The organism is Iodidimonas muriae (assembly GCF_014647255.1).
Classification (GTDB): Bacteria; Pseudomonadota; Alphaproteobacteria; order Sphingomonadales; family Rhodothalassiaceae; genus Iodidimonas; species Iodidimonas muriae.
Genome location: NZ_BMOV01000002.1, coordinates 325522 through 349870, shown reverse-complemented (window position 1 = coordinate 349870; position 24349 = coordinate 325522). Strand labels below are relative to the sequence as shown.

Sequence of the window (24349 nt, the reverse complement as noted above, 5' to 3'; positions counted from 1 at the left end):
GCCCCTGCCCTGGTCAAGCAGGCTGAAGCCCCAAACGGTCGAACAATGCTTTATCGCGGTTATTGGCCGGATTGTCGGTGGTCAAAAGCTTTTCGCCATAAAAGATCGAATTGGCCCCTGCCAAAAAGGCCAAAGCCTGACATTCGTCACTCATGGTTTCACGGCCTGCCGACAAACGCACCGCCGATTTCGGCATCAAAATACGCGCCACAGCGATCGTTCGGACAAACTCCAAGGGATCAAGCGGCTTGGTGCCTTCAAGGGCGGTGCCTTTTACTTGAACCAGCATATTGATCGGTACCGATTCAGGATGCGGGGTCATCCGGGCCAGCACCTCCAGCATTCCGGCACGGTCAGAGACATCTTCCCCCAGACCCACGATGCCACCACAGCACATATTCATCCCGGCATCCCGCACATAACCAAGGGTTTCCAGACGTTCATCAAAGGTGCGGGTGGTGATGATTTCGCCATAATATTCCGGCGAGGTATCTATATTATGGTTGTAATAATCCAGCCCCGCCGCCCGCAAACGCTCTGCTTGATGGCGTTCCAGCATCCCCAGTGTCATGCAGGTTTCAAGCCCCAGCCCCTTCACTTCACGCACAATCTCTTCGATGGCGGGAAGGTCACGGTCTTTCAATCGAGTCCAGGCCGCCCCCATGCAATAGCGGGAGGCACCGCCCTCTTTTGCGGCTTTGGCATCGCTCAGGACCCGTTCAACATCCATGAGCTTATCCGCCTTGACCCCTGTTTCTTCAGCAAATTTTGCCGATTGGGGACAATAAGCGCAATCTTCGGCACAGCCGCCGGTTTTGATGGATAAAAGCTGCGACAACTGAACCTTGTTGGGATCATGATATGTGCGATGGGTTTGCGCCGCCCGAAACACCAGATCGTTGAAAGGCAGGGCAAACAACGCCATGATCTCTTCCCGTGACCAATCAAAGCGCACCGCAAAATCGGGTCCATCGGGCAGAACGGCTTGATCAAGAGCGGACGGTCGGTCGAGAAGGCTGGCCATGACAATTCCCATCGTTAAAAGGCCCAGAACTAATAGGTGAAGAACGCTTGCCCGCCCAATCCCTTGAAGTCAAGACTTGTGGTGTTTCGCTGGCCATGGCGGCAAAATCCGGCGCTTTCCTGTCATTTGATTGACCGCGCCCCGCGCGCAAGCTATCGCCCTTATATGAACCAGCCCAGCAGCATTGATAACATGGCGCAAGAAAAGCTGATCGCTTTGCAAAAGGCCGATCTGCATCGCCGCTTATATCCCACCGAGCGCCGTTCAGGCATGGCGGCCAACCGCGATGGCGCGGCGCTTTTATCCTTTTCCGACAATGATTATCTGGGTCTTTCCACCCATCCATCCGTTATCCGCACCGCCACAAAGGCTGTGGAAACCTATGGGGCCAGTGCCGGTGCCTCGCGCTTGGTAAGCGGCAATCATCCGCTTTATGATGCCTTTGAAAGCCGTCTTGCCGCCTTCAAATCCTGCGAAGCGGCTCTGGTGTTCGGATCGGGTTATCTGGCCAATATCGGCACCATTCCGGTGTTCGCCGGCCCTCAGGATGTGATCTTCATCGATGAACTGGCCCATGCCTGCCTTTTTGCCGGAGCGCAGCTTTCCCGCGCCCAAATCCAGTGCTTTGCCCATAATGATATGGCGCATCTGGGCCATTTGCTGGCCCGTCACCGCCATGCCCATCGCCATGCCTTGATCCTCACAGACGGGGTATTTTCCATGGACGGTGATCAGGCACCGCTGAAGGACATCCACAGCCTTGCCAAAACCCATGATGCCTGGTTGATGGTGGATGATGCCCATGGTTTGGGGGTGTTGGGAAACGGACATGGCACCGCCTTTTCCCAAGGGGTACAGCCCGATCTGATGATGGGCACCTTATCAAAGGCGCTTGGGTCTTATGGCGGCTATGTGGCTGGCTCCCATGCAGTGGTAGACCTGTTGCGCAACCGTGCCCGCAGTCTGGTCTATACCACCGGCCTGCCGCCCTCGGCCCTTGCCGCCGCCCACGCCTCTCTCGAAATCATCAGCATGGAACCGGAGCGCTGCGCCCGACCGCTGGCCCTTGCCCGACGCTTTTGCCAAACGCTTGGATTGCCCGCACCGCAAAGCGCTGTGGTGCCGCTGATCATCGGCAGCCCGCAAAAGGCCATGGACGCGCAGGAAAAATTGCAGCAGGCCGGTTTTCTGGTGGTGGCCATCCGTCCACCCACTGTGCCTGAAAACACCGCGCGACTGCGCTTTTCCTTTTCCGCCACCCATCAGGAAAAAGATGTGGACCGGCTTTGCCAAAGCATCAAGAATCTTGGCCTTTCCCCATGACAGGATTGTTTATCACCGGTACTGGCACCGGCATTGGCAAAACCGTGGTCACAGCCACCCTTGCCCATCAATTGCGCCATGCGGGTCAAAAGGTGACCGCGCTGAAACCGATTATTTCCGGCTATGATCCTGCGGACAAAGACAGCGATACCGCCATCTTGCTAGGCGCCCAAGGGCTGCCGCCCGATCAGGCCGATAAAATTTCGCCATGGCGCTACCAAGCCCCCCTTGCGCCCCCCATGGCCGCCGCCAAGGAAGGCCGCCACATTGACCTTCCGGCCCTGAACGCCTTTTGCCGCACACAGATCGACGCCCCCGGTCCCACCTTGATCGAAGGCGTGGGCGGGGCCTTCGTTCCCCTTCATGGCCGCTATTTGGTGGCCGATTGGATGGCCGATCTGGCCTGCCCCTATATTCTGGTGGTCGGCAGCTATTTGGGCACCATCAGCCACAGCCTTGCCACCATCGAAGCCCTGCACGCACGTGGCCTTTACAGCCATGCCGTGATTATCAGCCAATCATTGGACGAACCGGTGCCGCTTTTAAAAACGCAGGCCGCATTACAGGCCTTGGTGCCTTGCCCGGTTTTGACCCTGCCGCGCCTTCATGGCCCCCATCCTTATCAAAATGCGCCGGATCTATTGGCCGGGCTTAATCTGCCCGGCAAGTCTTGAAAGGGAACCGGCAAAGCCTGCCTTCTTTCCGCTGCAATTTTTGCATTATATAAATAAATATAGCAATATCAATAGGTTATAAAGTTTCTAAAACTGGCCCAGCATTTGCTGAAGCTTTGGTACTGTATTTTGCCGGAGCATATCATGCCAGTCACCCCCACCTTCGATCCCACCCCTTATTTCGAAATCGCCGCCGATACCTTGTTGCGCAATTTTGGCGATCGTGCCCTTTATTATGCTGATGAAGCGCTTAAAAAAATGCGGGCGCTGGACGATGCCAATGGCTTTGATATGTGGCTGAACATTCACGAACATATTTTGGCACGCGTGAAAAGCTCTCCTGTGCCTCAGGGCGTTTCTATTCATTAGCAGGACAGTACTGCCCCAAGATCGGGTTTCACCAGACCCCCGGCGCTATGGTATGGCTGCGGTCCATCTTCAAAAAGGGCCGCCCATGACATCTCCCTTGACCGACGCTCCCATCTGGTATGATCCCGGTGTGCGCCATTTGTGGTTTCCCTATACCCAAATGAAAACCGCACAGCCGCCGCTTGCTGTTTCCCATACGGAAAAAACCTCGATCCATTTAAGCGACGGGCGCTGTCTGGTCGATGGCATCGCCAGTTGGTGGACCGCCGCCCACGGCTATAACCATCCCCATATTCTGGCTGCCATCAAAAACCAGCTTGAACGCATGCCCCATGTGATGTTCGGCGGCTTGATGCACGAACCGGCGGCCATATTGGCGCAACGATTGGCCCACCATCTGCCCGGCGATCTGGATCGGGTGTTCTTTGCGGAATCCGGCTCTGTGGCGGTGGAAGTGGCCATGAAAATGGCGGCGCAATACTGGATCAATCAAGGCCAGCGACGGCACCGCTTTTTGTTTTTCCGCCACGGCTATCATGGCGATACCCTTGGCACCATGGCCATTTGCGATCCCGATGAAGGGATGCACCGGCATTTCCGCGGTATTCTGGCCCAACATATCATGGGCGAGTTGCCCGAAAACCCCGACAAACTGGCGGCGCTGGACCGCCTTTTGGCGCAGCATAAAAGCGACCTTGCGGCCATCATCGTCGAACCCCTGGTGCAAGGGGCGGGCGGGATGCGTTTTCATAGCGCCGAAACGCTGCGCGCTCTGTCCCGCCTTGCAAAGAAACACGGCATCTTATTGATTCTTGACGAGATTTTCACCGGCTTTGGCCGCACCGGCCATATGTTTGCCTGCCAGAAAGCGGATCTGGTGCCCGATATCATCACCCTTTCCAAAGCCCTTACCGGCGGCACCTTGCCTTTGTCGGCGGCCATTGCCCGCCGCCCCATTTACGAAGCTTTCCATAGCGACGACCCCGATCATGCCCTGATGCATGGTCCCACCTATATGGCCCATGCTTTGGGCTGCGCTGCCGCCAATGCATCGCTTGATTTGTTTGAACGCGAAGACAGGCTGGGCCAAGCCCGCGCCATTGCACAGCAAATGACAGCCGGGCTGGAGCCATGCCGCTCTGCTGCAGCTTGCGCGGATGTGCGGGTCTTGGGGGCGATTGGCGTGGTGGAGCTGGAGCAGGCCCCCGATATTCCGCGCTTGCGGGATGCGTTTCTGGCGCGCGGGCTATGGGTGCGTCCTTTGGGATCGGTGATTTATCTGACCCCGGCGCTGACCATCGACCCAAAATCCCTCGACCAATTGATGCAGGGTGTTTGTGATGTGGTCCGCAGCCTATAGGGCTGTCGTTTCCATAAAAGAAACAGTTTGTAGTCAAAGACCTGTCTGGTTTCGACGGTAAAAACGCTTATTCTCCATGGCAGACACCCAAATGAGCGAGCAACCACAATGACCAGAATTCTTGTCTTATATTACAGCATGTACGGCCATATCGAAACCATGGCCCACGCCATTGCCGAAGGGGCGCGCAGTGTTGACGGCGTTGATGTCACCATCAAACGCGTTCCGGAAACCATGCCTCCAGAAGTGGCAGAAAAAGCCGGCGCCAAGCTGAATCAGGCTATCCCGGAGGCCAATCCCGCGGAACTGGGCGATTATGATGCCATTGTCATCGGCACGCCGACCCGCTTTGGCAATATGGCAGGCCAGATGCGCACATTCTTCGATCAAACCGGTGGATTGTGGGTAAAAGGCGCTCTGGCCGGCAAGGTGGGTAGCGTCTTCACCTCTACCGGAACCGGTGGCGGCAATGAAACCACCATCATCAGCACATGGCTCACCCTTGCCCATCATGGCATGGTGCTGGTGGGCGCACCCTATGCCACGATCCCGGAACTGACCACTTTGGATGAAGTGCGTGGTGGGTCGCCTTATGGTGCCGCCACCATTGCCGGTGCCGATGGCTCCCGCACCCCGACAAAAACCGAACTGGCCATTGCCCGCGGCCAAGGGGCGCATGTGGCCAAAATCGCCACGAAACTTCATGGCTAACTGAAAACGGGCCGCGACTCCGAAATCAATCGGCTTTGCGGCCCGTTTTATCGCAGGCAGTCCTAGAATTTATAGCCAACGCCAACGCCGAAGATCCAGGGATCGATATCCACATCGGCCGTCACAGCCCCGCCATTGACCGTTACCTTGGTATCCAGAAACAATTTTTTCATATCAACATTGAGCATCCACGGCCCTTTGATCCGGTAATCCGCCCCGGCTTGCAAGGCGATGCCAAAGCTATCCTTGGCATTCAGGTCGGTCACGATGCCGCCATCCGCTTTTTCACGAATGAACATGGTGTAGTTCACGCCCGCCCCCACATAGGGTTTGAGATTTTTGCTGACCGGCAAATGATATTGCAAGGTCAAGGTGGGGGGCAGCAACAGCAGGTCGCCAATCTTCATATCCCCCAAAGCGGTTCCTGTGGCTTTCGGATTATGGGGAGAGACCGCTGCAATCAATTCCACCGCAATATTGTCGGTGATGAAATAACTGAAATCCACTTCCGGCATCACCGCCGTATCAATGCCCACCTTGCCACCGATAGGGGTGATGGTGGACCCTTCGTCCGGCTCTACTACAATGACGCGGCCACGCACGATAAAATCACCGGCGGAGACAAAGCTGTCCTGCGCCAATGCATGAACCGGCGCGAGCACGCTCATGGCAACACATGCTGCGGGAAGGATGCGGTCGATTGTGCGACTGGTCTTTTTCATGGGGCTTTCCTTTCACGCCGTAGAAGACGCCCCTCCTTTAGAACCACAGCGCTCACAGAAAGTTGATTTAAATCAAGAATGCGTCAACAATCGACAAATATTGCCAAACTACATGAAGAAAAGAGCGCGCCTGAAAGCGCGTACTCAGCGCCGGACGGCGGCTTCCGAGATCAGGACCCGTGCTTTTTCCGGACCTAAAATATCATTGGTGCTTTGTTGAAGAGCCGCGCCAATGCTGACCAGATCCGCCGGTTCATCCGCCCGGATGACATAGCGCGACAAATCCACCAAGGACATCAGATACGCGCTTTCAAGGCGCGGCATCATGCGGTCAACGGCCTCTTTGTTTTTTTCCGATGTGACCGCCAGTTCCACACGAATATGAAAACTGCCCTGCACATAGCCGCCTTGCATCAAAGGCACGGAAATGGGGGCGAACTGTATATAAATGGGCGCGATATCCGCAGCCTTTACATCCTCCGCTCCGGCAGAAACGGGGTTCAGAGCCCAAAGCAAAAGGCTTAGCAGAAATATGCGGCACAGGATGACCATGGGAAGAGAATTGCACAAAGGTCTTAAAATTTTATAAGGCCATATTTTTGCATTTTGCGGCGCATTTTGCGAAGAAATATAAGAATTATGAAAACAATTTCAAAGAAATGACTAAAAATCCGAGCAAAACTCCCATTTTCAAAACTGGCACGGCATTTGCTTTATTGGACATATCTGTTGCGTTATGGTCTTGTCAGACCCACCAGACCTCGACCCCCAGGTAGGTCTGATAAGGTCCAGAGCAACATGTACGAAGCGTGCACCATACTGACCGATCCGGACCCCATCCCGGATCGGTCTTTTCTTTATGGGTAAAGCATCAAGAAAGTATCCGTATCCGGGCGCCTTGTTTTCTCAAAGCCCCATCAGGCCGGGCAGCCTTTAGCTGCGCCCTTTTTTCATCACCCGCATCAACACATAAATGGGAATAACGATGGCCGCGCCCATCAGAACATAAAGTGCCAAGCCGTCCAGCCCGTTCCATGCCCATAAAGCCAATTCCGAAACGCGCTCCCATAAAGCCTTCCAAAAATCCATAGGCGACATATCAATGGCTTTTAAAACAAAGCCCACCAGAAGGCTGGCGATGATCAGGCCGATAATCTGGGACAAGGAGATGGATTTCATTCGGTCAATCCTTCAGCGTGACGGATAGCGAGCTATAGCGCACAAAAAGCAGACAGCAAACACCCCGCAGCGCCGCGCCATTTTTGCTAATTGCATTGCGAAATCGTTCGGATATGCAAATTGAAACACATCTAAAACGCAAGAACCGCAGTTTTCTGCGAATCCTGAACTGGCATGAACCTTGTAATAGTAGGAATGACCGTCCAAAGGTTGCAAAAGGCGAAGGCTTCTTCCTGACCCCCGAAGCTTTTTCCTTTGCTCCCAAAGCGGTCACCAACATGAAGCGTGCAAAATGGCCGGTCTGGTTCCCCATGCCAGATCGGCCATAGCTTCAAGCCCCTTCACGGCTTCTTTGCAGACGAATTTGAAAAAGGCGCCAAGTCATCGGCCAACTGCTTCAATGCTTTCGGGTCCGCACCGGCGTCTTGCGCCGCCAGCAAAAGCCGCGCATTTTCTTGCATATGTCGCTCCAGCGCCGTGTGCGCAGAGGCCGCCACCACCCACCGAAGATGGCCAAGAGCCGCTGAGCGATGCGCGTTTTTTCCAAAGCGCACCAAAAGCTGGGCATAGCCGGACCGGATGACCAGATTGTCCGGGTCCAGCGCCAAAGCCTTTTCAAAGGCCTCTATGGCCGATGACCGCCGGGCGTCAAAGACCATCCGGGCCGCAAATGATCCGGCCCCAAGCACAGTGCGTCCGTGCCAAAACCCGAGAGCGGCCTGCGCATAAGCATTGTCCGGCGCCTGCCATAAGGCCGCGTCGATCAATTGACGGGCCATATGGGCATCTCTTCTGCTCCGGTTGATCTGTGCCCGAAAGCCATAAGCCGCCGCCCCTTGCAGCAACACAAAAGGATCGTGAGGAGCAAGGATCTTTGCCGCATCCGCCAGCAAAACGGCCCGATCAACAGCCGCGCTTTGGGCGGCCGGATCAACGCTATGGGCATAAGACACCAACTCGGCCTGAGCAGCGATGGCCATCCCAAGCGGATCTTGGGGCATGGCGCCCAGGCGCACAGCATCACGCCACCGGCCTTCATCAAAAGCCGATTGCGCCAGACTATTTGGCGCTTGCGCAAAACCGGGCGTGGCCCCGATCGGCCCTTCAGCCAATCCGAGAATCAGGGCCAACCCAAAAATCCATAGGCGGCACGCGATGCGAAGGTGGCACAGCACGGAAAACGGCCTTTTCACAATAAAGTCCGCTTGCAAACCCGTCTTCCGTCGTACCGTTATTTGGGAGCAACCACCATCGTCATTTGGCGGCCTTCCATTCGGGGATGTGCTTCAACCTTTGCAATCTCCGCAATATCAGCCTGAACGCGCTTCAAAACGTCCATTCCCAAATCCTGATGTGCCATTTCGCGGCCGCGGAATCTCAGGGTGACCTTTACCTTGTCGCCAGCATCCAGAAACTTGTTCATGGCTTTCATTTTTGTCTGATAGTCATGAATATCAATCCCCGGACGCATCTTGATTTCTTTGATGTCCTGGGTCTTTTGTTTCTTTTTGGCGGCATTCGCCTTTTTCTGGGCTTCGTATTTATATTTTCCGAAATCCAGAACCTTGCACACAGGCGGGTCGGCATTGGGCGAAATCTCGACGAGATCCAGCCCTACCTGCCGGGCAACCTGCAAGGCAGTGTCGATATCGACAACACCATGATTGTCTCCATCGGGTCCGATCAGGCGCACTTGCGGCACCTTGATACGTTCGTTGATCCGCGGGCCTGTTGGTTTCGGCGGCGGACCGACAAGACGACCTTTACGTATGAGCTTTCCTCCTCACAGCTTTAAGCGATGGGCCTCATGCCCAATCATCACAAATTCTTCGTTCAAACGACTATAATACGCCAGCCCTCATTTGGCGAGTGGCCAGCGCATGACAGTCGCATACGCGATTGCCATTCAAGGCATGCGTGCTTGCTCAACCAGTGAAGCAATCGCATCATCCAGCGTTTCGGTGGTTTGATCTTGCGATCCCAACCGGCGCACCGACAGCTTTTGCTCTTCGGCCTCGCGCTTGCCGACCACCAAAAGCACCGGCACTTTCGCCACACTGTGCTCCCGCACCTTATAATTAATTTTTTCATTCCGCACATCAAGCTCAGCGCGCAACCCGGCCGCTTTCAAGCGTTCGAGCACTTGCTGCGCATAGGCATCGGCATCAGACGTAATGGTGGCCACCACCACCTGCACCGGAGCCAGCCACAGCGGGAAGCGCCCGGCATAATGTTCGATCAGAATGCCGATAAACCGCTCGAACGAACCAAAAATGGCGCGATGCAGCATCACCGGACGATGCCGGTTGCCATCTTCACCCACATAAGACGCATCCAAACGCTCAGGCAGGACGAAATCCACCTGCAAGGTGCCGCATTGCCAATCGCGGCCAATGGCATCGGTCAGCACAAACTCCAGCTTCGGGCCGTAAAAGGCGCCTTCCCCGGGGTTCAACTCCACATCAAGGCCCATGGCTTGTGTGGCATCTTTCAACGCCGCTTCCGCCCGATCCCAAGTGGCATCATCACCCGCCCGCACATCGGGCCGATCGGAAAATTTCACCCGCACCTGTTCAAAGCCGAGATCTTTATAAACCTCGAACAGCAAAGCGGAAAATGCCTCGCTTTCCGAGCGGATCTGGTCTTCGGTGCAGAAAATATGGGCATCATCCTGGGTGAAGGCCCGCACCCGCATCAGGCCGTGCATCGCCCCCGATGGTTCATAACGATGGCAAGAGCCAAATTCCGACAGGCGCAGCGGCAGATCGCGGTAGCTGTGCAAATGCTGGTTGAACACCTGCACATGGCACGGGCAGTTCATCGGCTTCACCGCCAAATCGCGATCTTCCGAGGTCAGCGCATACATATGCTCGGCGAATTTGTCCCAATGGCCGGACTTTTCCCACAAAGACCGGTCAACGATCTGCGGGGTCTTGATTTCCTTATAGCCCGCCTTGTCCAGCTTGCGCCGAATATAATCTTCCAAAGCACGATAGACCGCCCAGCCCTTGGGGTGCCAAAAGGCCATGCCCGCGGCTTCTTCTTGAAAGTGAAAAAGCTGCATGTCCTTGCCCAAGCGGCGATGATCGCGCTTTTCCGCTTCCTCCAACCGGTGGAGATAGGCTTTCAGTTCTTTTTTATCGCGCCAGGCGGTGCCGTAAATGCGGGTCAGCATTTCATTGCGATGATCGCCGCGCCAATAGGCTCCGGCCACTTTCATCAGCTTGAACGCGCTGCCAATGCGGCCCGATGAAGGCAAATGCGGACCCCGGCACAGATCCAGCCAATTATCCCCATGACGATAGACCGAGACGTCTTCGCCTTGCGGCAGATCCTCGATGATTTCCGCTTTATATTTTTCACCGATAGAGCGGAAATGGGCAATGGCCTGATCCCGATCCCACACTTCACGGCGAATCGGCTCGTTGCGGGCAACGATTTCATGCATCCGCGCCTCGATCACCTCCAGCTCTTCGGTGGTAAAAGGCTTGTCGCGGGCGAAATCATAAAAGAACCCGTCCTTGATGACGGGGCCGATGGTCACTTGCGTATCGGGGAACAATTCCTGCACCGCTTCGGCCAGCACATGGGCCGTATCGTGCCTTATCAGCTCCAACGCCTCTTCTTCATCCCGCGCCGTTATCAAGGCCACATGGGCATCTGTCGTGATCGGCACATCCAGATCACGCAATTGCCCATCCACCCGCACGGCCATAGCCGCTTTGGCAAGCCCGGGGCCAATATCGGCGGCCAGATCCGCACCGGTCACAGGGCCATCGAAATGGCGTTGGCTGTTATCGGGCAGGGTCAGCGTCACAGACATCTGATCGGCCCCTTCTGGCATCGCGGCATGTTCGTCCATCACTCTCATTCCGGTTCATCAAAGCCGACACAGGCTTCGATCACACTTTCTATCGGTCAATGCCTACGCACAGGCACAGTTTTTCGCACGCTTTCATATGGCACGCTTATGTATGCCAGTTCACCCGCCTGCGCAAGGCGTTCGCGGCGTTCAATCCACGTGCGGCGCAAGCAAAAGGCTATAACGGGCCAACACCTGCTCGCACATGCGTTCCCGCCCAAAGCTGGTGACAATACGGCTACGCGTTTTCATGGCTATGGTGCGCCGAGCGGCCGCATCAAGCTGAACCGCCTGCATAAGGGCCTGAGCCAAAGCCGCATCATCGCCGGGCGGCACCAGCCAACCGGTTTCCCCATCCAGCACGGTTTCCCGCGCCCCGCCATGGCGACAAGCCACCACCGGACGCCCCATGGCCTGCGCCTCCACACAAACCCGCCCGAAGGCTTCCGGTTCAATGGTTGGGGCCGCCACCACATCCGCCAGCATATAGGCGGCGGGCATATCATCGCAGTGACCGCCCAGCCGCACCTTGCCGCCCAGTCCGCGCGCCTCGATCAGCGACTCCAGGGCCCGGCCCGCCTGCGGATCGCCTGCCTCGTCGCCAAGAATCAGGCAAAACACATCGTCGCGGTCCATCTTGGCAATGGCCTCGATCAGATGGTCAAAGCCATTGCGCGCCGTGATGCTGCCCGCCGCCAAAATAATGGCGCGGTCATCGGGCAAGGCATATCGCCGGGCCAAAGCGATCAACCTTTGGGCTTTGATCGCCGCCGGATTAAAGCGCGCCAGATCGATGCCGCGATGAATCACCGATAACCGCTCTGTGGGAACGGCGCGCAAGGTCCGCACCTTTTCGGCAATAAAATCGGAAATGGCGATGATATGATCGGCACCGGTAAACGCCCGCTCATATCGCCGCGTAAAAAAGCCGCCCGTTTCTGCCGATACATCACTGACCGTGCTGATGCTGGCACAGCCGGCCGCTTTGGCCGCCCGCAGCGCCGGCCATGCAAAGCCGGCGCTGCGCACATGGACGATATCCACCTTATGCTTTTGGATCAGCCGCGCGATTTGGCGTTGCATCAGCCGCATTTTCAAAGGATTGGGCGCCGGCGGCATCAGATTGATATGATCGGCCCCGGCGATTCGCGCTTCCGGCACCAAAGCACCGCCCGACGAAACAATCAGCGATGTCGCCCCGCGCGCCACCAAAGCCTTGGCCACATCCACCGCCGAACGGGCGAGGCCATGGGGCTCAAGATTATCGATCACCTGCAAGACCGAGGCATCCGCCAGTTCCTTCGACAATGGCCGAATGATAAGGTCGCGTGACGACGAATATTCGGACATATGCACGTCCCGTTTATAACTGATGAAGGAGGATCTGTGACAGCGCCATCCATACTCGACACATCCCATGGCGTCCAGCTTGCCTATGCGCAAAGCAAGGGACAAGGCCCCGGCGTGGTGTTTCTCGGCGGATTCAAATCCGATATGACCGGCACCAAGGCTCTGGCTTTGGAGGCTCATTGCGCAAAAGCCGACCGATCTTTCGTACGATTCGATTATATGGGGCATGGGGCCTCTTCGGGCCGGTTTGTCGATGGCACCATCGGCGCATGGCTAAAAGACAGTCTGGCCGTGATCGATCAACTGACCGATGGGCCGCAAATTCTGGTGGGCAGCTCTATGGGGGGTTGGCTGGCTTTGCTGGTGGCATTGGCCCGTCCCGAGCGCCTGCATGGGCTGGTCCTGATCGCCCCCGCACCGGATTTTACCGAAAAGCTGATGTGGAACGGATTTTCCGATGCTGTCAAACAACAGATCATGGACACAGGGTTTTACGAACAACCCAGCGACTATTCCGACGACCCCTATATCATCACCCGCGCCTTGATCGAGGATGGTCGCAACCATCTGCTGCTGGACAAGCCCATTCCCGTCACCGCCCCGGTGCGGATCTTGCAAGGATGCAAGGATGAAGATGTGCCCATGGGCCACGCCTTGACCCTGATGGACATGCTACAAAGCGACGATCTCAATCTGTGCCTTTCCAAATCCGGCGATCATCGGCTCAGCACACCAGACGATCTGGCGCGCCTGATGCACGCCGTGGACGATCTGGCAAGCCGGTAAGCATGGCTCTTATCCAGTCAAAACCTTTTGGAGTCCGGCTCTCCGGGCTCTAATCTCGCACCAAAGCAAGCTGCACCACATCGATGCTGCCGCCGCGAAATCCCCCTTCACAATAGGCCAGATAGAAATTCCATAGCCTGCGAAACACATCGTCAAAGCCATGCGGCAAGGCCCCTGCTTCAAACGCGGCATTAAAGCGCGTGCGCCATAGGGACAGGGTTTGTGCATAGCTATCGGCAAAGCTGCGCATATCGCACCAGCCAAGCCCGGCTTTCGCTGTGTGTTTTTGCAAAGCGGCGATGGTGGGCAACATGCCGCCGGGGAAGATATATGTCTGGATGAAATCGGCGCTTTTCCGATAAGCGGGGAACAACCCTTCATCAATGGTGATGATCTGCAGCCCGGCCCGGCCACCGGGCTTTAGCACCCGCCGCAATGTGTCGAAATAGACCGGCCAATAGGCTTCCCCCACCGCTTCGAACATTTCGATGGACACCACATGATCATAGCTGCCGGTTTCATCGCGGTAATCGCGCAAGGCGAATTGCACTTTATCGGAAAGCCCCTGCCGCGCCATACGCCCGCTGGCATAGTCCAGCTGTTCGCGGCTTAGGGTAAGGCCGGTAACGCGGCACCCCCGTTCGGCGGCGGCCACTTCGGCAAAGCCACCCCAGCCCGAACCGATTTCCAGAATATGATCACCGGGTTTGACCTGCAAAACATCCAGAAGCCTGCGATATTTCCGCAATTGGGCCGTTTCCAGCCCTTGATCCCCGGGGGCGAATAAAGCAGACGAATAAGTCATGGTCTCATCCAGCCACGGGCTATAAAAGCCGTTGCCCAGATCATAATGGAACGCGATATTCTTTCGCGCCTGCCCTTTGGTATTGGCCCGCAAGACATGGCGCAACCGATCCACCCCGCGCATCAAGGCTGAACCGCGCAACCCCTGCGCCATACTGTGCCGGTTGGCCGAGCCCAATGCGCAGACCTGCGCCAGATCCGGCGTGTCCCAATCACCATCCATATAAGAGCGGGCAAAACCAAGCGCCCCGCCGCGGGCCATACGGCCCAAAGCCCGCCAGCGCTTTACATCGAATTCCGCATGGGGCCCATCCTGAGTGCCCTTGAAATAATGCTGGTTGCCATCGGGCAAACGCAGCAAGGCCGAGCCACTTTTCAACCGCCCATTGGCCAAGGCAAACAGCGCCCTGGAGCCGCCCAACCGCGCCATCAGCCAATCCACAGGCGACATCCCGGCTTGCATGACCTGTAAGGCCCGTTTTCCATGATCTTCCATCATCGCTCCCCAGCAACATACCCCCGAAAGACATGAGCTTACGCGTAGTCCGACACTTCTCAAAGCACCTTGATCACACGGTTTTTTTCATCTCCTTATATCCCTGCAAAGCCCGCTGACGCGCCTTTTGGTGATCAACAATGGGAAAAGGATAATGCGTCCCCAATATTATCCCGGCTTTGTCCAGAACAGAGGCCGGTGCGGTCCATGGCTGGTAAATATAACGCGTCGGAAGCGCGGCTATTTCCGGCACATATTGGCGGATATACGCGGCTTGCGGATCATGGGTCTGGCCTTGGCTGACGGGGTTGAAAATGCGAAAAAACGGCGCGGCATCGGGGCCACAGCCTGCCACCCACTGCCAGCCCATGCTGTTATTGGCCAAATCCGCATCCACCAAAGTGTCCCAGAACCACCGAGCGCCCTCAGACCAATGTATCATGAGGTCTTTCACTAGAAAGCTGGCCACGATCATCCGCACCCGATTATGCATTGTTCCGGTTTGCCATAATTGCCGCATCCCCGCATCCACAATGGGATAGCCGGTTTGACCGCGCTGCCAAGCCCGCAACCCTGTCTCGTTCTTTTCCCAAGGAAATGTCGCAAAAGCAGGGCGCATGGGGCTTTCGGGCAGGCTGGGGATATGAGCCAAAAGATGATAGGCAAAGTCACGCCATGCCACCTGACGCAAAAAGGCCTGCGCGCCCTCTTTCGCCGCATCCACCCTGAAGCACGCCGCCTGTGCCCGGTGCCATAACTGCCGGGGGCTGATCTCGCCAAAATGCACATGCGGGGACAAACCGGATGTTCCCGCCCGATCCGGTCGATCCCGTGCCTGGATATAGGCCGGAATGTCGTCTTCCAAAAACACCGCCAAGCGGTTATGGGCGGCCTCTTCCCCCACATCCCAATGCGCATCCAGCCCCGAAGCCCAATCATGGCGCGGCAAAAGGGCCAGATCATCCAGAGCCGCACTGTCTGGCCAGACCTTCGGGGCCAATAGATGGTCGGGCGATGCCAGCGGCGCGGGCGGATCGGGTCGCGCCAATATGGCCTTCCAGAAAGGCGTAAACACCTGATAGATCCCGCCTTGTCGGGTGCGGATCTCCCCCGGAGGATAAAGACAGGCCCCCTCAAACAAACGCATTGGCACAGCCAGCGCATCCGCCACGCATCTATCACGCTTTTGCGCCTCTGGTTCGATCATGCGGCTGGCAAAAACCGCTTGCGCCCCAAAAGAATTGCACAGCTCTATAAGAATAGTCTTGGCGCAGCCCTTGCGGAGAACAAGACGGCTGCCCAAGCGGCGCAGGCTGTGATCCAATGTCTTGAGACTATGATGCAGCCACCAGCGGCTGGCCGCCCCCATCGCCCAGGAGCCTTTGACCTCCAGCCGATCATCCAGAATGAAAACCGGCAGAATCGGGACTTTTTCATGCACCGCTGTCATCAGCGCCACATGATCCGACAGACGCAAATCTTGCCGGAACCATAAAATGATGGGTTGAACCGAAGCCATAATGCCTTTCATATCACGAAACAGCTTATGCCCCACCATCGGACCGCCGCATGTTTTCTCCACGATTGAAATCGGAGCTTTGGATCAAAGCCCATATCCGCCGCTGTCAGACTTTGGATCTGGAGGCGTTATTACGCCATCGCGGAGACGTGGATGCAGGCGGCATCTTGTTGAAAATCAACGGTTTTGACCGTGGGTCACAGCTTTTGGAGCCGACCATGGCCATGGATGGCGGGCGGGCATGGATGAGAAGCACCGGACCACAGCCGGTGGACGACCGCCATGTTGAGGAGATGATCGAAAAGCGCCTTGCCCGCGACCGCGATCTTTGGGTGCTGGAGATCGAAGACCCCCATGGCCGCCATCAACTGGACGAGCCGATCCTTTGAATGTTGGATAACCGAAGCGCCGGATTGCTTAATGCCGAAAATGGCGCATGCCGGTGAACACCATGGCCAATCCGGCCTTGTCCGCAGCCGCGATCACCTCTTCATCCCGCATGGAACCGCCGGGCTGGATCACCGCCGTGGCCCCTGCATCTGCGGCGGCCAGCAGCCCGTCGGCAAAGGGGAAAAAGGCATCGGATGCCACCACCGACCCGAAAGCAAAGGACTGCGCTTCACCGGCGGCTTGTGCCGCTTCTCCGGCGCGCAAGGCGGCAATACGGCTGGAATCGCGGCGGTTCATTTGACCGGCGCCAATGCCCACCGTCATGCCATGACGCGCATATACAATGGCATTGGATTTCACATGCTTGGCCACGGTGAAGGCAAACAACATATCGCGGATTTCCGCATCGCTGGGGGCGCGCTTGCTGACGATCTTCAAATCATCGGCGGTGATATGGCCAGTATCCCGGTCTTGCAGCAAAAAGCCCCCCGCCACCTGCCGCCATGTCATCAGTGTTTGGGCGGGATCGGGCAGGCCGTTGGTGATCAGCAACCGCAAATTCTTTTTGGCGGCCATGATCGCACGGGCCTCTTCATCCGCGTCGGGGGCAATCACCACTTCGGTAAAGATTTTGGCAATGTTTCGGGCCGTTTCGCCATCCAATGAACGGTTCAGCGCCACAATACCGCCAAAGGCGCTCACCGCATCACAAGCCAGTGCTTTTTCATAAGCATCACAAAGCGTTTCGCCATAGGCCACGCCGCAAGGATTGGCATGTTTGATAATGGCCACCGCCGGCTGATCCCGATCCAGTTCCGCCACCAATTCAAAGGCCGCATCGGTGTCGTTGATATTGTTATAGCTAAGCGCCTTCCCCTGAAGCTGCTGTGCTGTGGTCACGCCGATTCGCGGCTGCAAAGGATCTTTATAAAGGGCGGCCTTTTGATGCGGGTTTTCGCCATAGCGCAACACCGCATCGCGGCGGGCGGACAAGGTTTTTCGGGCCGGAAACGGATCATCCAATTGCCGGGAAAACCAGCTTGAAATCGCGCCATCATAAGCCGCCGTGCGCGCATAGGCCCGCGCCGCCAATCGCCGACGCAATCCCAAAGTGGTGCCGCCTTCCTGTTCAGACAATTCGTCAAGCAGCGCATCATAATCGCTGACATCGGTGACCACCGTGACAAACGCATGGTTTTTCGCCGCAGAACGAATCATGGCCGGACCGCCAATATCAATATTCTCGATGCATTCTGCGAAAGGTGCATTTTTGGCGACTGTGTTTTCAAAGGGATAAAGATTGATCACCACCAGATCGATGGGATCGATGCCATGATCTTCCATGGCAGCCCGGTGGCTTTCATCATCGCGCACACCCAATAAACCGCCATGCACCAAAGGATGCAGCGTTTTCACCCGACCATCCAGCATTTCAGGAAAGCCGGTATAATCCGCCACTTCCGTAACGCTGATGCCCGCAGCCTCCAGCGCCTTTGCCGATCCGCCCGTGGACAGGATCGATACCCCATGCGCCGCCAAGGCCTGCCCCAGGTCCACCAGCCGGGTTTTATCCGATACAGAAATAAGTGCGCGGCGAATATGGATGATATCGTTCATGGTACGGGTTCTTCTCTTGTCGGTTCCGGAACATTGGCATTGTCTGATGATTGCGGCTGGGACTTTGCGGCCCCCAAGCGTTCAAATTGCCACAAAATCTTGCACGCTTCATCGCGCCGCACCGTGCCCTTGATAACAATCTGCTGGCTTTGAAGCGGTATCGCTTCCTGCATATAGAGGCTGTCTTCCAATTCGGCACTGCCACCTTCAAGGCGGAACAGCCAGCCATGCCGATCGGACAAACGCAACAACACTGCCGAACCACCTTGCGTCACCGAAGCGGTAATCCGGGGATGAAGATGAAAGCGCAGATCAAAGTCGATCCCTCCCCTTGGGATACGGCCTTGGGGCAGCAATTCATCGCAGCCCTCCAGCTTGTCGCCGCGTGCGCTCATGGTCAGGCTGCGGCGGTGATCCAGCTTCAAGCGGCGGCGATATCCATCATGACGCGCCGAGATGGACAGGCCATCGGCGCTTTGGCTGCGGCTGATTTCAATGCTGTTCACCCCATCGCCCAGCACGCCATCGCGCAACTCCGTGGAATTGCGGTTGTCCGCCACCAATGTGGAATGGGCCGCCGTCGTCCGCACCAAAGCCGCCATATCCGGCGCCAAAATTTTTGCCCCTTCCGGCACCGGTCCGATATTGGTGACAATGCGGGCCCCGCCATCCGCCAATTCAAAAGACAACGCACCCGCATGCCCGCGCATATCCCGGCCAGAAGGTGCGGGCGGCATGGCATCGAACAATACCAGAAGCCCCCGCGCTTTCATGCGCATCAGGCCGCTATAGGGGGCATAATCCAGCGCCTGTCCCGTTGTACCGGAACGGTCCAGAATACGGCTCACAAGCCCTAAAGGCTCCGCCCCGCCGCCATTGATATGCGCCAAACGGCCATCTTCATGGCGCAAAGCTCGCAAAAACGGTGCCATGCGATCCAAAGCATGTTGGATATCCAATAATGGCTCTTCTTGCTGGCTCATATACGCATCGCGCACAATGATAAGGCTTTTCATCACCGCCAATAAATCATCGGGGCAACGGGTCATCACCCCGCCATCGGCCAAAACGAAAGCCGCCAGCGCCCGACGCAACAGGGCTTCCCCTTTCACCCGCAAGCCCATCCCGTGGGGCAGATACAGCCCGCATAGAATAAGGCCACCCGCCACATCCACCAAAGGCGCGCCGGATGGCGAATCCCCGGCCACCCGCGCCAGATGGCGGGCCTGACGGGCCATGGCATTCAACACCGCACTGCGATAAACCAGATCGTCGCTTGAAAGGATCAAGGGCGCGTGCAACAGCCAAAAGCCAAGGCGCTGGGCCGTTTCCACCGGCGTCCACGCCTCGAAATGATAGCGGTGATACCGCGCCAGCCAGCCGCGCATCAGACGTTCTGCAATTGTCCGCGCGCGTTTTTGATCCACCATATGTGCCAGATCGCGTAACCAGTGAAAGCCGAAGGCATAGCGCCGCAAGGCAGGTTTTTGCGCCACCTTGGACCAAAAGGCAGGGTCATCCACCTCCAGCCTGTCATCGCCCATCACCATATGGCCGGCCAACAGCGCGTCCCCCGCCTGCGGATTACCCGGCCAGGGATCATCGGGGCTGCCCAGCAATTTCAAGGGATGCCGCCCCTTCAAGCGCCATTCATAAAGAAGGGTGCCATAAGCCCAACCCCTTAGGCGCTGACCAAGACCGGCTTTCAGGCGATCCACAAGGCTGTCCGCCATCGGCCGTGTCAGCAAGCGTTGCTCCTGATGCACCGGGTCCGCCGGTTTAATCTTGATTGCGGCGGGATTGTTCATCAAATGCGCGCCTTATTCCTTGCCCCTCAAGGCTGCAATATTGGTGGCATAAGCGGCTGCACCATCTTTGAAGCTTGCGGTGCCTGCCACCAGCACATTCGCCCCCGCAGAACGGGCAAGGGGGGCCGTTTCGGCGGTTATGCCACCATCCACTTCCAGATCGATGGGACGGCCCGTGGCGTCGATCATCTTGCGCAGCTGTGCGATCTTGCCCAATTGGCTCTCGAGAAAAGATTGCCCGCCAAAACCGGGATTGACCGTCATCACCAGCACAAGATCCACCAGATCCATCACATGCTCTATGGCGCTGATGGGCGTTGCCGGATTAAGCGAAACACCGGCACGTTTGCCCAAAGCCTTGATGCTTTGCAGGCTGCGATGCAGATGGGGGCCGGCTTCGGGATGCACGGTCAGGATATCGGCCCCGGCCTCGGCAAAGGCTTTCAGATAAGGATCCACCGGGGCGATCATCAGATGCACATCAAACGGTTTTTTCGTGTGCGGGCGCAGCGCCTTCACCACTGCCGGCCCAATGGTGATATTGGGGACGAAATGCCCATCCATCACATCGATATGGATATAATCCGCACCGGCATCATCAATGGCGCGCACTTCTTGACCGAGATGTGCGAAATCGGCGGAAAGAATGGACGGGGCAATGCGTAAAGGCTGTGTCATGCTCTGCTCGTTAGCAGTTTCTTAAACTTTGCTCAACGGCCATGGCATCGCAAATCAGGCAATCTTGCGAAAACGGGCGATAAAAAATCCATCCAGTCCGCCTTGATCCGCCCAATGGCTTGGCAAGGTACGCACATCACCGTCTTTGTTCAGGGCCATATCAAGGCCGGGAAGTTCATCGGGCGTGATCGCCATCCGTTCAAAATCCGGGCGGCGCTGCAAAAAGGCGCGGACCTGATCTTCACCTTCTTCGGGTTCCAAAGAACACACGCAATAGACCATCACCCCGTCATCGGCCATGATGCCCGCCACATGATCCAGCAGCTTGCTTTGCAAATCCGCCAGCTTTTCCACATCAACGGGGCTTTTTAACCAGCCGGTATCGGGGTGGCGGCGCAAAGTGCCCGTGGCCGAGCAGGGCGCATCCAGCAACACCCGTTTGGGGGCCTGTTTTGGGGTCCAGTTCAGCGCATCGGACACCACAATTTCGGCATCCAGCCCCGTCCGTATGAGATTTTCGCGCAGGCGGGCCAGCCGCCGGGCCGACCGGTCAAGCGCAATCACATGCCGCCCTTGGGCCGCCAGTTGCAGGCTTTTACCGCCCGGTGCCGCACAGAAATCAATGGCATCCCCCTCGGGCAAAAGACGCGCCGGTAAGCTGGCCGCAGCATCTTGCACCCAAAGGCGTCCTTCATCAAACCCCTCAAGCGCCGTCACATCCGACAATTTTGTCAAACGCACCGATCCTGTGGGCAAACACACGCCCTTGAGCGCCTTGGCCAACGCCTCTTGCTCATGGGGGTCCCGCAGGCTCAAATCCAGCGGCGGATCGGCAATAATCACCCGCGCCATATCCGAAAGCGTTTCCGCGCCATAGGCCTTTTGCCAGCGATCTGCCAACCAGCGCGGCAAAGCAAGGCCCGGATTTGCATCAAGCTGCGCCAAAAGGCTGTCCCGTTCACGCACCGCACGGCGCAACACCGCATTGACCACCGGCTTCATGCCCCGGTCCGCACGATGTTTGGCACCCGCGATCAACCGGACAGAGCTATCCACCGCCGCATGGTCGGGCACATCCATGAACAAGATCTGCGCCAGACCGCCGCGCAAGACCAAATCCGCATACCGGCATTTATCGGGCACGCCCTGTGTCAGGAAATCCGCCAGAACATGGTCGATAAACCCCAAATTACGCAGGGCTTTGGTGGCAATGACCCGCGCAAAAGAGCGGTCCAGTCCAATCATGGGCCATGTCTTCAATGCCTGATCCACCGCTCCATCCAATGTCTGATGGCGGTTCAATACATGGTCGAGAATGGCAAGCGCGAAACGGCGCGGGGCAAGGCTATCTGTCATGGCGGCGGACTATGATGCAAAGCGCGCGGCAAGGGAAGCCATGCTCTTGGCCGAAAGCACAAAAACATCACAATCCAGCGAAAAATACCGTCATGGACGCCAATGATCGCGCCGTCCGGCCCTTGGCACACTGCCCGACACAGACCCCGTGCTCCGGCGAGGCCGCTGGTTGGCCCAAGGCTGGTCCTGCCGATGGGGGGACGGGCCTCTATCAACATCCCCCCCACCGGACCCGGCCAAAGCACGCAAAGCGGCAATCCGGTTTTGTGTCGCCGGATGGGTAGAAAACAGGCTATCCATCTTCTCGCCGGACAATGGATTGACAATAAACATATGAGCCTGCGCCGGATTGGCCTCGGCTATATCATTGCGGCAACGCCGCGCCCCATTTTGCAATTTATCGAGCGCACTGGCCAAAGCCAAAGGCTTGCCACTGATTTCGGCCCCGCCGCGATCGGCGGCATATTCACGGGTACGGCTGATGGCCATTTGCACCAGCATCGCTGCCATAGGCGCGAAAATCATGATCAGAATCGCGCCAAAAATACCCAAAGGATTGTTCCGGTTTCCGCCAAAGAACAGCGCGAAATTGGCCAGCATGGAAATGGCCCCTGCCACCACCGCTGTCATGGTCATGATCAACGTATCGCGGTTTTTCACATGCGCCAGTTCATGCGCCATCACGCCTTCGATTTCATCTTCATCAAGCAACCGCAACAGCCCGGTGGTGGCAGCCACAGCGGCATTTTGCGGATTGCGCCCGGTGGCAAAGGCATTGGGTTGCGCCTGATCCACCAGATAAACCTTTGGCATGGGCAATTGCGCCCGTGCCGCCAAACGAGAAACAATGCGGTAAAGCTGCGGGGCCTGCGCTTCATTGACCGGACGCGCACCTTGCATACGCAGCACCAGTTTATCGGATTTCCAATAAGCAAAGCCGTTCATGGCGATGGCCACCAAGAACGCAATCACCATGCCGCCGGTTCCACCCAGCAAAAACCCGATGGCCAGAAAAAGCCCGGTCATCGCCGCAAGAAGCAGTGTCGTTTTGAGATAATTCATCGCTAATCCCGTTGGCCTGTTACCGCATGATGGCCCCGATCATGGTCGCCCCTTATGTGGGTGGCTTCCCATATATGGTCAATGGACGAATCGACCGGGCGGCCCTATATAAAACAGCAAATCAAAGATGCCCCAAAGCCGGAGACTGCCCATGTCGGACCCGAAACCCACAGCCACCGCCCCAGCCTCAAAAGCCGATCAGCCCACCACCCCACAAAATGCAAAAGAACTGGGCGGCCGCAAAGGGCCGGAACCCACCCGCTTTGGCGATTGGGAAAAAAATGGCATTGCCAGCGACTTTTAAGTAGCAGTGATTTTAAAGGATGGCGGCGCGGCCAGACGATCAGGCGTCGGTCTTTTCCCGCAAAGCGATCAAGCGATCCATAGAATCGATAGCCCGCACGCCAAATTGCATATTCGGATCATTGTCCAGCCGGACCAGCTTGCTGCGCGGAACATCGAATTCTTCGGCAAAGGCCTTGATATCGGCCCGTTTGAATTTTGCCGATGATCCATTGAACAGAATTTTATTCACGCTCAATAACAACGACTCGGTCATCGCAAGCGCACCGCCATCTTCCAACTCGCTGGTCGTCTTGGGCGCACCTATCAGTTCCAGCTGCGCCAGATCGAGCAAGGCCGCACCATAGCTGGATTTCGCCACCGTCTGATACGGGTCTTTCTGCGCCAGATACAGAACCCGCTGCCGGGTTTTGTTGCGCATGGCCATGGTGACACGGGCCAGAGCTGCTTCAAAACGCCGCGACAAGGTATCTGCTGCCGTTGGTACGGAAAAAACCGCGCCAAACAGCGAATAAAGATCGAAATTCTGCTGCGGGTCGGTCATTTCAACGCTCAGCAAGGGAAGCTCCAAGGCATCCAGCGCATCCACCACCGCCTTTGGCGTATTGCCGAAATCCATCAGCACATGGGTGGGGTTCAGCGATTGCAGACGCTCATAATCAATGCTGTGCAGATCCCCCACACAAGACACCGCCGCAAGCCCCTCTACGGATTTGGCGCATCGCCCTGTCCGGCCCACCAGATGCGCTCCCAGATCAAGGGCAAACACAAGCTCTGTCAAAGCCGGAGACAAAGACACGATCCGCGCCTCGCCCTCATGCGGCATAAGTATTCGTCCTCGCGCATCCACAAGGGTTTTCATATCACTGGCCATGAAATTGATCGGTCCCGCATTGGGCGTTCAGCCTGCACAGTTTCTATATGATAAGGTCAAAGCGGCCTTAAAACAGTCCCGT

The 24349-nt window shown here is 56.9% G+C and carries 24 protein-coding genes; 8 read left to right on the top strand and 16 right to left on the bottom strand.

Going from position 1 to position 24349, the window contains the following annotated elements; all coding sequences use genetic code 11:
- Positions 1–13: 13 nt before the first annotated feature.
- Positions 14–1024 carry a biotin synthase BioB gene (gene bioB / locus IEX96_RS04090; protein WP_150004363.1) on the bottom strand — a complete coding sequence of 337 codons (1011 nt, stop codon included), beginning with the start codon at positions 1022–1024 and terminating at the stop codon, positions 14–16.
- 165 nt (positions 1025–1189) lie between these two features.
- On the opposite strand from bioB, the gene bioF reads away from it, so the two are divergent.
- The 5 genes from bioF to wrbA all read left to right on the top strand — a co-directional run bounded on the left by bioF (position 1190) and on the right by wrbA (position 5461).
- A complete protein-coding gene (gene bioF, locus IEX96_RS04085) occupies positions 1190–2347 on the top strand; it encodes an 8-amino-7-oxononanoate synthase (RefSeq protein WP_150004519.1) in 1158 nt (385 codons plus the stop codon).
- Positions 2344–3021: a dethiobiotin synthase gene (gene bioD, locus IEX96_RS04080; protein WP_188873509.1), complete on the top strand. Its 678-nt coding sequence runs from the start codon at positions 2344–2346 to the stop codon at positions 3019–3021. Before bioF ends, bioD begins: the two co-directional genes overlap by 4 nt.
- Before the next feature lie 144 nt (positions 3022–3165).
- Positions 3166–3390 (top strand): hypothetical protein, encoded by a 225-nt coding sequence (locus IEX96_RS04075; RefSeq protein ID WP_150004360.1) that lies wholly within the window; start codon positions 3166–3168, stop codon positions 3388–3390.
- 85 nt (positions 3391–3475) lie between these two features.
- Positions 3476–4750: an adenosylmethionine--8-amino-7-oxononanoate transaminase gene (locus IEX96_RS04070; RefSeq protein WP_150004359.1), complete on the top strand. Its 1275-nt coding sequence runs from the start codon at positions 3476–3478 to the stop codon at positions 4748–4750.
- Between the two features lie 108 nt (positions 4751–4858).
- Positions 4859–5461 carry an NAD(P)H:quinone oxidoreductase gene (gene wrbA, locus IEX96_RS04065; protein WP_188873508.1) on the top strand — a complete coding sequence of 201 codons (603 nt, stop codon included), beginning with the start codon at positions 4859–4861 and terminating at the stop codon, positions 5459–5461.
- A gap of 62 nt (positions 5462–5523) precedes the next feature.
- Here wrbA and IEX96_RS04060 read toward each other — a convergent pair whose 3' ends face one another.
- From IEX96_RS04060 to IEX96_RS04030, 7 genes are all read right to left on the bottom strand, one after another.
- On the bottom strand, positions 5524–6183 hold the full coding sequence (locus tag IEX96_RS04060; protein ID WP_229773518.1) for an OmpW/AlkL family protein: 660 nt from the start codon (positions 6181–6183) through the stop codon (positions 5524–5526).
- A gap of 144 nt (positions 6184–6327) precedes the next feature.
- On the bottom strand, positions 6328–6699 hold the full coding sequence (locus IEX96_RS04055) for a hypothetical protein (protein ID WP_150004358.1): 372 nt from the start codon (positions 6697–6699) through the stop codon (positions 6328–6330).
- A gap of 417 nt (positions 6700–7116) precedes the next feature.
- Positions 7117–7362, bottom strand: coding sequence for a DUF6460 domain-containing protein (locus IEX96_RS04050; protein WP_150004357.1), 246 nt, complete (start codon positions 7360–7362; stop codon positions 7117–7119).
- Positions 7363–7703: 341 nt separating this feature from the next.
- Entirely contained in the window at positions 7704–8492 is a 789-nt protein-coding gene (locus IEX96_RS04045; RefSeq protein WP_150004356.1) for a tetratricopeptide repeat protein, read from the bottom strand.
- A 101-nt stretch (positions 8493–8593) separates the two neighbouring features.
- Positions 8594–9133: a translation initiation factor IF-3 gene (infC, locus tag IEX96_RS04040; protein WP_150004355.1), complete on the bottom strand. Its 540-nt coding sequence runs from the start codon at positions 9131–9133 to the stop codon at positions 8594–8596.
- Between the two features lie 135 nt (positions 9134–9268).
- A complete protein-coding gene (gene thrS, locus IEX96_RS04035) occupies positions 9269–11185 on the bottom strand; it encodes a threonine--tRNA ligase (protein ID WP_150004517.1) in 1917 nt (638 codons plus the stop codon).
- Between the two features lie 189 nt (positions 11186–11374).
- On the bottom strand, positions 11375–12574 hold the full coding sequence (locus IEX96_RS04030; RefSeq protein WP_188873507.1) for a glycosyltransferase: 1200 nt from the start codon (positions 12572–12574) through the stop codon (positions 11375–11377).
- On the opposite strand from IEX96_RS04030, the gene IEX96_RS04025 reads away from it, so the two are divergent.
- Entirely contained in the window at positions 12575–13360 is a 786-nt protein-coding gene (locus tag IEX96_RS04025; RefSeq protein WP_150004353.1) for an alpha/beta hydrolase, read from the top strand.
- A 49-nt stretch (positions 13361–13409) separates the two neighbouring features.
- Here IEX96_RS04025 and IEX96_RS04020 read toward each other — a convergent pair whose 3' ends face one another.
- Both IEX96_RS04020 and IEX96_RS04015 read right to left on the bottom strand, forming a co-directional pair.
- Positions 13410–14660: an SAM-dependent methyltransferase gene (locus tag IEX96_RS04020; protein ID WP_229773514.1), complete on the bottom strand. Its 1251-nt coding sequence runs from the start codon at positions 14658–14660 to the stop codon at positions 13410–13412.
- A 73-nt stretch (positions 14661–14733) separates the two neighbouring features.
- Positions 14734–16242 (bottom strand): cryptochrome/photolyase family protein, encoded by a 1509-nt coding sequence (locus IEX96_RS04015; RefSeq protein WP_229773513.1) that lies wholly within the window; start codon positions 16240–16242, stop codon positions 14734–14736.
- Here IEX96_RS04015 and IEX96_RS04010 point away from each other — a divergent pair.
- Positions 16230–16568 (top strand): DUF1491 family protein, encoded by a 339-nt coding sequence (locus IEX96_RS04010; RefSeq protein WP_150004352.1) that lies wholly within the window; start codon positions 16230–16232, stop codon positions 16566–16568. The two genes, IEX96_RS04015 and IEX96_RS04010, sit on opposite strands and share 13 nt — an antisense overlap.
- Before the next feature lie 28 nt (positions 16569–16596).
- Here IEX96_RS04010 and purH read toward each other — a convergent pair whose 3' ends face one another.
- The 5 genes from purH to htpX all read right to left on the bottom strand — a co-directional run bounded on the left by purH (position 16597) and on the right by htpX (position 23090).
- Entirely contained in the window at positions 16597–18186 is a 1590-nt protein-coding gene (purH, locus tag IEX96_RS04005; protein ID WP_150004351.1) for a bifunctional phosphoribosylaminoimidazolecarboxamide formyltransferase/IMP cyclohydrolase, read from the bottom strand.
- Entirely contained in the window at positions 18183–19994 is a 1812-nt protein-coding gene (locus IEX96_RS04000; RefSeq protein WP_150004350.1) for a heparinase II/III family protein, read from the bottom strand. Before IEX96_RS04000 ends, purH begins: the two co-directional genes overlap by 4 nt.
- A 12-nt stretch (positions 19995–20006) precedes the next feature.
- Positions 20007–20672 (bottom strand): ribulose-phosphate 3-epimerase, encoded by a 666-nt coding sequence (gene rpe / locus IEX96_RS03995; protein ID WP_150004349.1) that lies wholly within the window; start codon positions 20670–20672, stop codon positions 20007–20009.
- A 54-nt stretch (positions 20673–20726) separates the two neighbouring features.
- The gene (locus IEX96_RS03990) at positions 20727–22028 is read right to left on the bottom strand and encodes an RsmB/NOP family class I SAM-dependent RNA methyltransferase (RefSeq protein ID WP_150004348.1); all 1302 of its coding nucleotides are present in this window, start codon (positions 22026–22028) and stop codon (positions 20727–20729) included.
- 90 nt (positions 22029–22118) lie between these two features.
- Complete coding sequence (htpX, locus tag IEX96_RS03985; RefSeq protein WP_150004347.1) at positions 22119–23090, bottom strand: zinc metalloprotease HtpX; 972 nt, start codon at positions 23088–23090, stop codon at positions 22119–22121.
- Between the two features lie 151 nt (positions 23091–23241).
- Here htpX and IEX96_RS03980 point away from each other — a divergent pair, with 151 nt between their 5' ends.
- The gene (locus IEX96_RS03980) at positions 23242–23394 is read left to right on the top strand and encodes a DUF1674 domain-containing protein (protein WP_229773512.1); all 153 of its coding nucleotides are present in this window, start codon (positions 23242–23244) and stop codon (positions 23392–23394) included.
- A gap of 39 nt (positions 23395–23433) precedes the next feature.
- Here IEX96_RS03980 and IEX96_RS03975 read toward each other — a convergent pair whose 3' ends face one another.
- On the bottom strand, positions 23434–24219 hold the full coding sequence (locus IEX96_RS03975; RefSeq protein WP_188873505.1) for an ABC transporter substrate-binding protein: 786 nt from the start codon (positions 24217–24219) through the stop codon (positions 23434–23436).
- Positions 24220–24349: the final 130 nt, after the last annotated feature.

Coding starts and splice junctions, on each gene's coding strand:
- IEX96_RS03980 (WP_229773512.1), top strand. CDS start 23,242: ATGTCGGACCCGAAACCCACAGCCACCGCCCCAGCCTCAAAAGCCGAT.
- rpe (WP_150004349.1), bottom strand. CDS start 20,672: ATGACACAGCCTTTACGCATTGCCCCGTCCATTCTTTCCGCCGATTTC.
- IEX96_RS04025 (WP_150004353.1), top strand. CDS start 12,575: ATGCACGTCCCGTTTATAACTGATGAAGGAGGATCTGTGACAGCGCCA.
- IEX96_RS03975 (WP_188873505.1), bottom strand. CDS start 24,219: ATGCCGCATGAGGGCGAGGCGCGGATCGTGTCTTTGTCTCCGGCTTTG.
- bioB (WP_150004363.1), bottom strand. CDS start 1,024: ATGGCCAGCCTTCTCGACCGACCGTCCGCTCTTGATCAAGCCGTTCTG.
- IEX96_RS04010 (WP_150004352.1), top strand. CDS start 16,230: ATGTTTTCTCCACGATTGAAATCGGAGCTTTGGATCAAAGCCCATATC.
- IEX96_RS04070 (WP_150004359.1), top strand. CDS start 3,476: ATGACATCTCCCTTGACCGACGCTCCCATCTGGTATGATCCCGGTGTG.
- bioD (WP_188873509.1), top strand. CDS start 2,344: ATGACAGGATTGTTTATCACCGGTACTGGCACCGGCATTGGCAAAACC.
- IEX96_RS03990 (WP_150004348.1), bottom strand. CDS start 22,028: ATGACAGATAGCCTTGCCCCGCGCCGTTTCGCGCTTGCCATTCTCGAC.
- bioF (WP_150004519.1), top strand. CDS start 1,190: ATGAACCAGCCCAGCAGCATTGATAACATGGCGCAAGAAAAGCTGATC.
- IEX96_RS04030 (WP_188873507.1), bottom strand. CDS start 12,574: ATGTCCGAATATTCGTCGTCACGCGACCTTATCATTCGGCCATTGTCG.
- wrbA (WP_188873508.1), top strand. CDS start 4,859: ATGACCAGAATTCTTGTCTTATATTACAGCATGTACGGCCATATCGAA.
- purH (WP_150004351.1), bottom strand. CDS start 18,186: ATGAACGATATCATCCATATTCGCCGCGCACTTATTTCTGTATCGGAT.
- IEX96_RS04050 (WP_150004357.1), bottom strand. CDS start 7,362: ATGAAATCCATCTCCTTGTCCCAGATTATCGGCCTGATCATCGCCAGC.
- IEX96_RS04075 (WP_150004360.1), top strand. CDS start 3,166: ATGCCAGTCACCCCCACCTTCGATCCCACCCCTTATTTCGAAATCGCC.
- IEX96_RS04020 (WP_229773514.1), bottom strand. CDS start 14,660: ATGGAAGATCATGGAAAACGGGCCTTACAGGTCATGCAAGCCGGGATG.
- htpX (WP_150004347.1), bottom strand. CDS start 23,090: ATGAATTATCTCAAAACGACACTGCTTCTTGCGGCGATGACCGGGCTT.
- IEX96_RS04000 (WP_150004350.1), bottom strand. CDS start 19,994: ATGAACAATCCCGCCGCAATCAAGATTAAACCGGCGGACCCGGTGCAT.
- IEX96_RS04060 (WP_229773518.1), bottom strand. CDS start 6,183: ATGAAAAAGACCAGTCGCACAATCGACCGCATCCTTCCCGCAGCATGT.
- thrS (WP_150004517.1), bottom strand. CDS start 11,185: ATGTCTGTGACGCTGACCCTGCCCGATAACAGCCAACGCCATTTCGAT.